This is a genomic window from Microvirga sp. jy35 (assembly GCF_056148915.1).
This window is the reverse complement of the sequence record NZ_JBWBEW010000038.1, coordinates 46268-52267: the sequence shown is the minus strand read 5'-3', so window position 1 is coordinate 52267 and position 6000 is coordinate 46268. Positions and strand designations below refer to the sequence as shown.

10 protein-coding genes and 1 pseudogene are annotated in these 6000 nt (G+C 61.0%); all 11 read right to left on the bottom strand.

The features are described 5' to 3' along the window. Window positions 1–302, bottom strand: a pseudogene (locus tag AC0QTX_RS21785) (outer membrane protein); the annotation flags it as partial. A 288-nt stretch (window positions 303–590) separates the two neighbouring features. Continuing rightward, complete coding sequence (gene nusG, locus AC0QTX_RS21780; RefSeq protein WP_474605915.1) at window positions 591–1271, bottom strand: transcription termination/antitermination protein NusG; 681 nt, start codon at window positions 1269–1271, stop codon at window positions 591–593. Further along, the gene (locus AC0QTX_RS21775) at window positions 1268–1597 is read right to left on the bottom strand and encodes a hypothetical protein (protein ID WP_474605914.1); all 330 of its coding nucleotides are present in this window, start codon (window positions 1595–1597) and stop codon (window positions 1268–1270) included. The genes nusG and AC0QTX_RS21775 overlap by 4 nt, the downstream gene beginning before the upstream one ends. Window positions 1598–1684: 87 nt before the next feature. Further along, window positions 1685–1909 carry a hypothetical protein gene (locus AC0QTX_RS21770; RefSeq protein WP_474605913.1) on the bottom strand — a complete coding sequence of 75 codons (225 nt, stop codon included), beginning with the start codon at window positions 1907–1909 and terminating at the stop codon, window positions 1685–1687. After that, window positions 1893–2435, bottom strand: a complete 543-nt coding sequence (locus AC0QTX_RS21765; protein WP_474605912.1) for a hypothetical protein — start codon at window positions 2433–2435, stop codon at window positions 1893–1895. Before AC0QTX_RS21765 ends, AC0QTX_RS21770 begins: the two co-directional genes overlap by 17 nt. 19 nt (window positions 2436–2454) lie before the next feature. Beyond that, on the bottom strand, window positions 2455–3270 hold the full coding sequence (locus AC0QTX_RS21760) for a hypothetical protein (protein ID WP_474605911.1): 816 nt from the start codon (window positions 3268–3270) through the stop codon (window positions 2455–2457). Beyond that, a complete protein-coding gene (locus tag AC0QTX_RS21755) occupies window positions 3267–3776 on the bottom strand; it encodes an HNH endonuclease (protein WP_474605910.1) in 510 nt (169 codons plus the stop codon). Before AC0QTX_RS21755 ends, AC0QTX_RS21760 begins: the two co-directional genes overlap by 4 nt. Next, window positions 3773–4033, bottom strand: a complete 261-nt coding sequence (locus tag AC0QTX_RS21750; RefSeq protein WP_474605909.1) for a hypothetical protein — start codon at window positions 4031–4033, stop codon at window positions 3773–3775. Before AC0QTX_RS21750 ends, AC0QTX_RS21755 begins: the two co-directional genes overlap by 4 nt. Next, window positions 4033–4479 carry a VRR-NUC domain-containing protein gene (locus AC0QTX_RS21745; protein WP_474605908.1) on the bottom strand — a complete coding sequence of 149 codons (447 nt, stop codon included), beginning with the start codon at window positions 4477–4479 and terminating at the stop codon, window positions 4033–4035. Before AC0QTX_RS21745 ends, AC0QTX_RS21750 begins: the two co-directional genes overlap by 1 nt. A gap of 2 nt (window positions 4480–4481) precedes the next feature. Then, the gene (locus AC0QTX_RS21740) at window positions 4482–4760 is read right to left on the bottom strand and encodes a DUF2312 domain-containing protein (RefSeq protein WP_474605907.1); all 279 of its coding nucleotides are present in this window, start codon (window positions 4758–4760) and stop codon (window positions 4482–4484) included. Window positions 4761–4947: 187 nt separating this feature from the next. After that, the gene (locus AC0QTX_RS21735) at window positions 4948–5442 is read right to left on the bottom strand and encodes a phage regulatory CII family protein (protein WP_474605906.1); all 495 of its coding nucleotides are present in this window, start codon (window positions 5440–5442) and stop codon (window positions 4948–4950) included. Window positions 5443–6000 lie beyond the last annotated feature (558 nt).

Genomic DNA, 6000 nt, shown 5'->3' with positions numbered 1-6000 from the left:
GAGCCGAGCTGAACGTTGTAACCAGCATGGACACCGGCCAGGAAGCCGTCGCCGCTGTCACCAAAATCGCCGCTCTGCACCACGAAGCCGGTCGGGAGAACGATGTCGTTTTCGTTGGCATTCCAGCCATAGCCGACCTGCGCACCGACGTAGAAGCCAGTCCAGGTGAAGACCGGAACGGCAGCGATAAACGGAGCCGCCGGAGGAGCCGCACGCATCGGAAGGTCAGCAGCGGAAGCCGCAGAGATGCCGGCAGTGGTGATCGCCGTAGCGGCAAGCAGACCGAGAACAAGATTTTTCATGAATAAAATCCTTGGGGCGAGAAGATAGTGAGGCAGTTTATGGGGCGGCAGCCAAGAAAAGCTATGACAAAGATACAACACCCCCTGATTTAGACCCTGATCAATGGGGCCTAGGCTGCGATTGTGCTTACCAATATCTTAACACTTCGTGGATTTGACACGGCGGGTACCATATGCCCTATTGGTTTTGTTTTCGGGTAGCTCCGAAGGCGAGGAGAACTTAGCCCTGCCCGTCAAAAGGCAGGGCTTTTTCGTGTTTACACTCGGAGCTTCCTTAGCCTGCGCACTTCACTCGGCGGCCTCCAGCCTTTGCAGCTCGGTCGCTTTGATCTTCACCTTCGAAGCCCTGCCCATAATATCGAGCACCACCTCCACCCTGCCCTTAGAGAGCATGGAGACGACCTGCGCCTGAAGGTCGGTGAAGGCTCCGACGGTCACCCGCACGACCTGTCCTGGTTCATACTGTGGCCCCAGATCCGGCAAACGGGTGAAGTCGAACTCGCCAGCCAACTCCCGCTCCAAGAGCCTCGCCAGCGGATGGTTAGGCATTTCCTGCCCGTCTCGTGGCTCAGGAGCCGGAATGCGGGCCGGGGCGCCGTAGCCGTCCCTCACCACGCCCTCAACGCCGTCCACGCCCCGGAGCTTGTAGAAGTCCTGATCGGAGCGCAGGCCGATGAACAGATACCGCGGGAAGAGCGGGCTCTCCCGTTCCTCCTTCTTGCGTGCGTGGACGACCCGGCGCTTAGTCTGAGGCAGATAGGTCTGGTACCCGGCACGCCTGAGGCCGAGTTGCGCCCTCCTCTCGCACTTGGGATTGCAGACAACGACGAACCAGGTGAGCCCCTCGAAGGTCTCCGGAGGCTCATGGTTGACCTGAGGTACTTCTCGGAACTGTGAGACAAGCTCGGGAGCAAGCTGCATCCACTCCAAGGCTTTGGCAGACAGGGCGAACCGCGGGAGGTTCGTCATGCTGCTGTCTTCCATTCCATGCGGGCGATCGTTCGGGAAATCGTTCGTGTCGGGATGCCGAGTATCTCGGCAACCGTGCCTTGGTTCATGTGTATGCCGTACAGGCGCAGCACTTCGGCCTCATCAATATGGCATGGCACCGGCTTGAACCGGACCGAAGGCGGCAGCTTCTTGGCGTGATAGTTGACCGTCTGATAGGTGACGCCGAAATCAGCGGCGATCTGCGCTAGCGTTTCCTTAGTCCTGCGCCTCGCCTTGAGACGCTCGTTGAGTTCCCTCACCTGCCGGGAGTTCAGTTTGTTGGGGCGCTGTTCACGGACGCTCATGCTTCCCTCGCCTTTGTATGAAGGTCCTCGTACAGAGCTCTACGGATCGCCCTGCGGAACTGGGCTTCCATGTTTGCTTGCCCTTTCTCATGCCGCGCTCCTTTTCCTCATGTTCGGGAGGGTGGCGCGGATGGAGTCGCTCACACCGATGTCGCCCCAGCCTTCGGACTTGATCCGGGCCAACGTGTCTTCGGGCGTTTCCTTGACCTTCGGGGACGCTTCCTTGGCCGTCAATTCGGGCCGTACAACTTCCTGCCTGTACCGAGCGGCCCGCTCGCGCTGCTCAGTGGTGGCTTCATTCGGCTGCTGCATGTTCCGCCTCCTGCATCTCGCGAAGACCAGCCAGAATGCCCTTGCCGGGGTTGTTGAATATCTGCTCTTTGCGGGCTTGCTCTTCGGGCGTCTCGGGCTGGCGCTTTGGCTTGCCAAGGCCGCGATCTTCGGGGCTTGCCGTGGTGGCAATGTTTTGCGTGAGCAGCTGCAGGCGCTTGCGGCGCTCCTCCATCTCAGCCTCGCTCGGCGGCTGATAACCCTCTGCGTCGAGAACCATCTGAAGGCCGACCCGCTGCCCCATGGCTGCCATGTGCAGGTTCTTGGCGCACTCGTGGAGGACGCGCTCAGGCGGCGGGAAGGAAGCGTCGTGCTCTCGGCCAATCTCGCCTTTCAGCCAGCGGGCATAAGCCTCGCGCACGGCCCATGCTGGATAGTCCCGCAGCACGATCCGGTAGCCTTCCATCCGGGCCCGCATCATGTCGTCATCCTGGCGGGTGGTGGCGTAACGGACGATGATCGCCCCAATGGTGGCGTCGATCTCTTTGACCGGCCCGGGCTGGATCATGCGGTCCAGCTCCGCGACCCTACGCTCGATAAACACCCGCTGTGTCGGGCTCGGCATCGAGGAAGCGGGTACGGTTACGACCTTCCGACCATGAGGGCCAATCCGATACGCGTCGTTCTTCCTCAGATCCATGCACATCTGGTTCAGGCTCGTAGCCCATGATGGCAGCGACTCGAGCCGCGGTGCCCTCGGGTCGAGCGGCGGAATTTGTTCGACCGTTGCGAGTTCCTGGCTGGGCATTCTGGGCTCCTCGGGAGTTGAGCATCACGCTGCGGGCGTAGCTGAAGGGATCGCGGGTTCCGGCGAGCAGGGCGGCGTCGATGCCCTGCTTCACGACATCGGACGGATGGTCTTTCAGCGCCTTGCCGATCCACTTGCCGACGCTGGCTTCCGATTTGCCCGACAGGTCAGCCAGGGCAGCTTTCGAATTCCAGATTTGATCGTTGATCGAAACCTCAGCCAAGTCGCTGACGGCAGGCAGCGCCGATGCGTCAGCATCGGAACTGGGGGAGGTAGGAGGGGGGTTAGAGTTATTATCATTGGGGGGAACCTGGGAGGGGGTGTCACTGTGACAGTCACGGCCCTGCAACGTGTCTGTAACGTTACCGTCACGTGACATCGCTTGCTCAGTGACAACGCCGCCCTTCTTCCTCTGGCGGCTCTTTGCGGTGCGCTCGCGCTGGTTCTGCTTCCGAGCCTTCTCCTCGGCTTCCTTCTCTGCACGCATGGTCTCATAGGCCACACGCTGGCTATCGAAGGCTTCCACGGCAATCTTGATCATCTCAGGCGTTGCGCCTGCTTCGACGAGACGAGAGACCAAATCAGCAACGGTCATTGGTTGCCCCTCCCGTTCCACTCAGAAACCAGGAGCTTGTCGCCCTTGCTGGAATTGCAGGTGCGGCATGCGACGCAAAGGTTGCTGATGTCGTTTGATCCACCTCGGCTGAGCGGGTGGATATGATCAATCGCGAACGGGCCTTCTGTGTCACCACAGTACGAGCAGACATATCCATCTCGGCGGTAGACCTGTCCCGTCAGCGGGAGCCATTCCTTCTCAGGGAGGCGCGGCGTCCAGTTCTCAATAGGATGACGAGGCTTATATTCGCGCTCGACGGCCCGGCGAGAGACCGAGCCTTGGGGGTTGGCTTCTTCCCAGGCCTCAGCCGCTGCAATCGTGATGTCGAAGGACAGGCCGAACGGTGTAAGCCTCCGGATTAACTCGCTCATCTTGCCGTGGAGGCCATCGGCGACATTCCAGATCACGGTGCCTTTGGTTGTGTCGTCACAATCAAGGGCCATAACGGCTTGGATGAACGCGACAAGGCGCGGGGTCTTACTCATGCGGCACCATGCTTGTTCAGGGCGGCGATTGCCTTGGCCTCGATCTCGTCCAGCCAGGAACGCACGCGAGCACTGCCGAACCCCTCTTCAGCTGTGGCGAGCTTCTTGACGCTCTCCGAGGCTGCGAGACGAGCCTCGACATAATCGCCGTACTTGCTGGCCTTCTCTTCACGCACCCGGCTGAAGTAGAAGAAGCCCTCGAGGGCATGCTCTTTGCAGATGTCGAGCGCTTCGGCTTGGCGGCGGAACTTCACCATCACAGCACCTCTGCGAACTTGATGCGCAGGCAGCCCCAGCCGTTCAGGGTCTCGACAACCTGCTTGAACGTGTCGGCCACAGCGTGAGGGATGCCATTCTTGAGGCAGAAGGCGGCGAAGGCTTCCTGATCGTCATTGAGCCCCTCGCCTTCCCGCTTGAGTTCAAGCGCATGGAAGAGGCCGGTGGGTGCGATCAGTTGGAAGTCGGGCCATCCGGTCTTCAGGCCCATCCGCTTCAGCTTCTCGCCCACCTTCGGATGACGCAACTCGCCGGCCGGAAAATGCGTGTACCGCCAATCCGGGTGCAGCCACTTGTCGAGGAAGTTGGCCGTCGAGAAGTGGAGGACGATCTCTTTCTGCGTCGGGAGTTGATCGCGGGTGACAAGCTTCCCCGTCCAGAGAGGAAGCCGAGGCTTCGGAGCCTTCTTGGTGCGGGAAGCCTGCATGATCAGCCCTCACGCGCATGCGCATGCGTACGCGAGGCGTCCTCGTAGGCCTGCAGGTACAGATCACGGATCGTCTCGCGCTCGGAGAGCTTCTCCGGGTCCTTCTGCAGCTTGCGGATGCGAGCGATGGCGTCACCCAAAGCGGTCTTGTCGAAGCCCATAGCCTTGGCCTCGGCATAGACGCTCTTGATGTCTTCCTTGATCTGGTCCTCTTCCTTCTTGAGGTTGAGGATCCGGTCCATGAACGAGGTGACCGGCTCGGTGTTTGTGCCGTCTGTCATGCTGCGCTCCTGCGGCCCTTCGGACCGCGCTTGAGGGGGCCATTCGGAAGACGGATGCCCTTCACGTAGCGGGAGACGGTTGCGCGACCGGCGCGAACAGCGGCGCAAATCTCACTGATGCTGCGGCCTTTGGCGCGGAGGTCTTTGATGGCCGCGATGGTCTCTTCTGAATGCGGGCGTCCAGGCATCACGCAGCCCCGCGGATCGGAGTCACGGTGGCGGGCTGCAGATCGTTGCGGAGCTCAGCGAGCTCCTTCTCCTCCTCGGCGGCGGCGGCATCAATCGCCTGCTTCTCACGAGGATCGATCCGGCCATCAGCAAGGGCGTCGGCAATAGTCGTGGAGAGCTTTGCCTGCGCGCGTGTGGTGTCGGCCAGGTGGCGGATCAAGTCGTCACCCTCAGCCTCGCCGCTTTCACGAGGCACTAGCTTGAAGCCTGCGAGGTCAGCAAGAACCTGCAACGTCTCCGGCGTGCCGCCCCGGCGCACGATCTCCATGGTGATGTCGAGCAGCACGTCAGCCGGGACATGCGTGGTGATGTTCTGGTCCGAGATGGACGAGTAGCGGGAGATCAGCGCCTGCCCTACCCGGCTCTTGCTGGCAGCGACGACAACACCACCAAGACGATCAACATCAGCGTCAAAGGCGGCTTTGATGGAGGTGTAAGGGTTACGGGCGTTCATGGAACGTTTGCCTAGCGATATGAGATGAAAGCTGGACGGGAGGATGCGACAACAGCAGCCATGGAAGCGGGGGCTTCGAGATGGTTGGCGACAAGGAGAGGCCGAAGGGCGCGACGGATAAGGAGATCCGCGCCCATGTTCTGCGGAAGCTGAAGGAGGCTCTTCCGAAGGTCAGAGAGAGCAATCAGCAGAGTAAGAAGGAAAGCGCGGGCAGCACTAGGGGCATGTGCGCTGCCCGCGCTCTTCTCATCGGCAGCAGATACCGGGGAGGCGCCGATGGAAGGGGAATGGGGAATGGAGGGCATCAGGCGGCCACGCTCTGATTAATGGCAGCGCGTCGTCGGGCGGCTGCCATTGCTGCAAGGTGCTCGTAGGTCACGCCCTTAACGCCGGCCGCAGCGCATTCTCGAATGAGATCAGGCCAATAGCTGGCGGGGATTGATCCCCTACGCCTCATCGAGGTGGCGTGCTCGGTCGTTACACCGATCATTCGGCCGACGCGGGCGGGACCACCACAGGCTTGGAAGAGGTCATCAAACGTGTTCATAGCTTCCCACG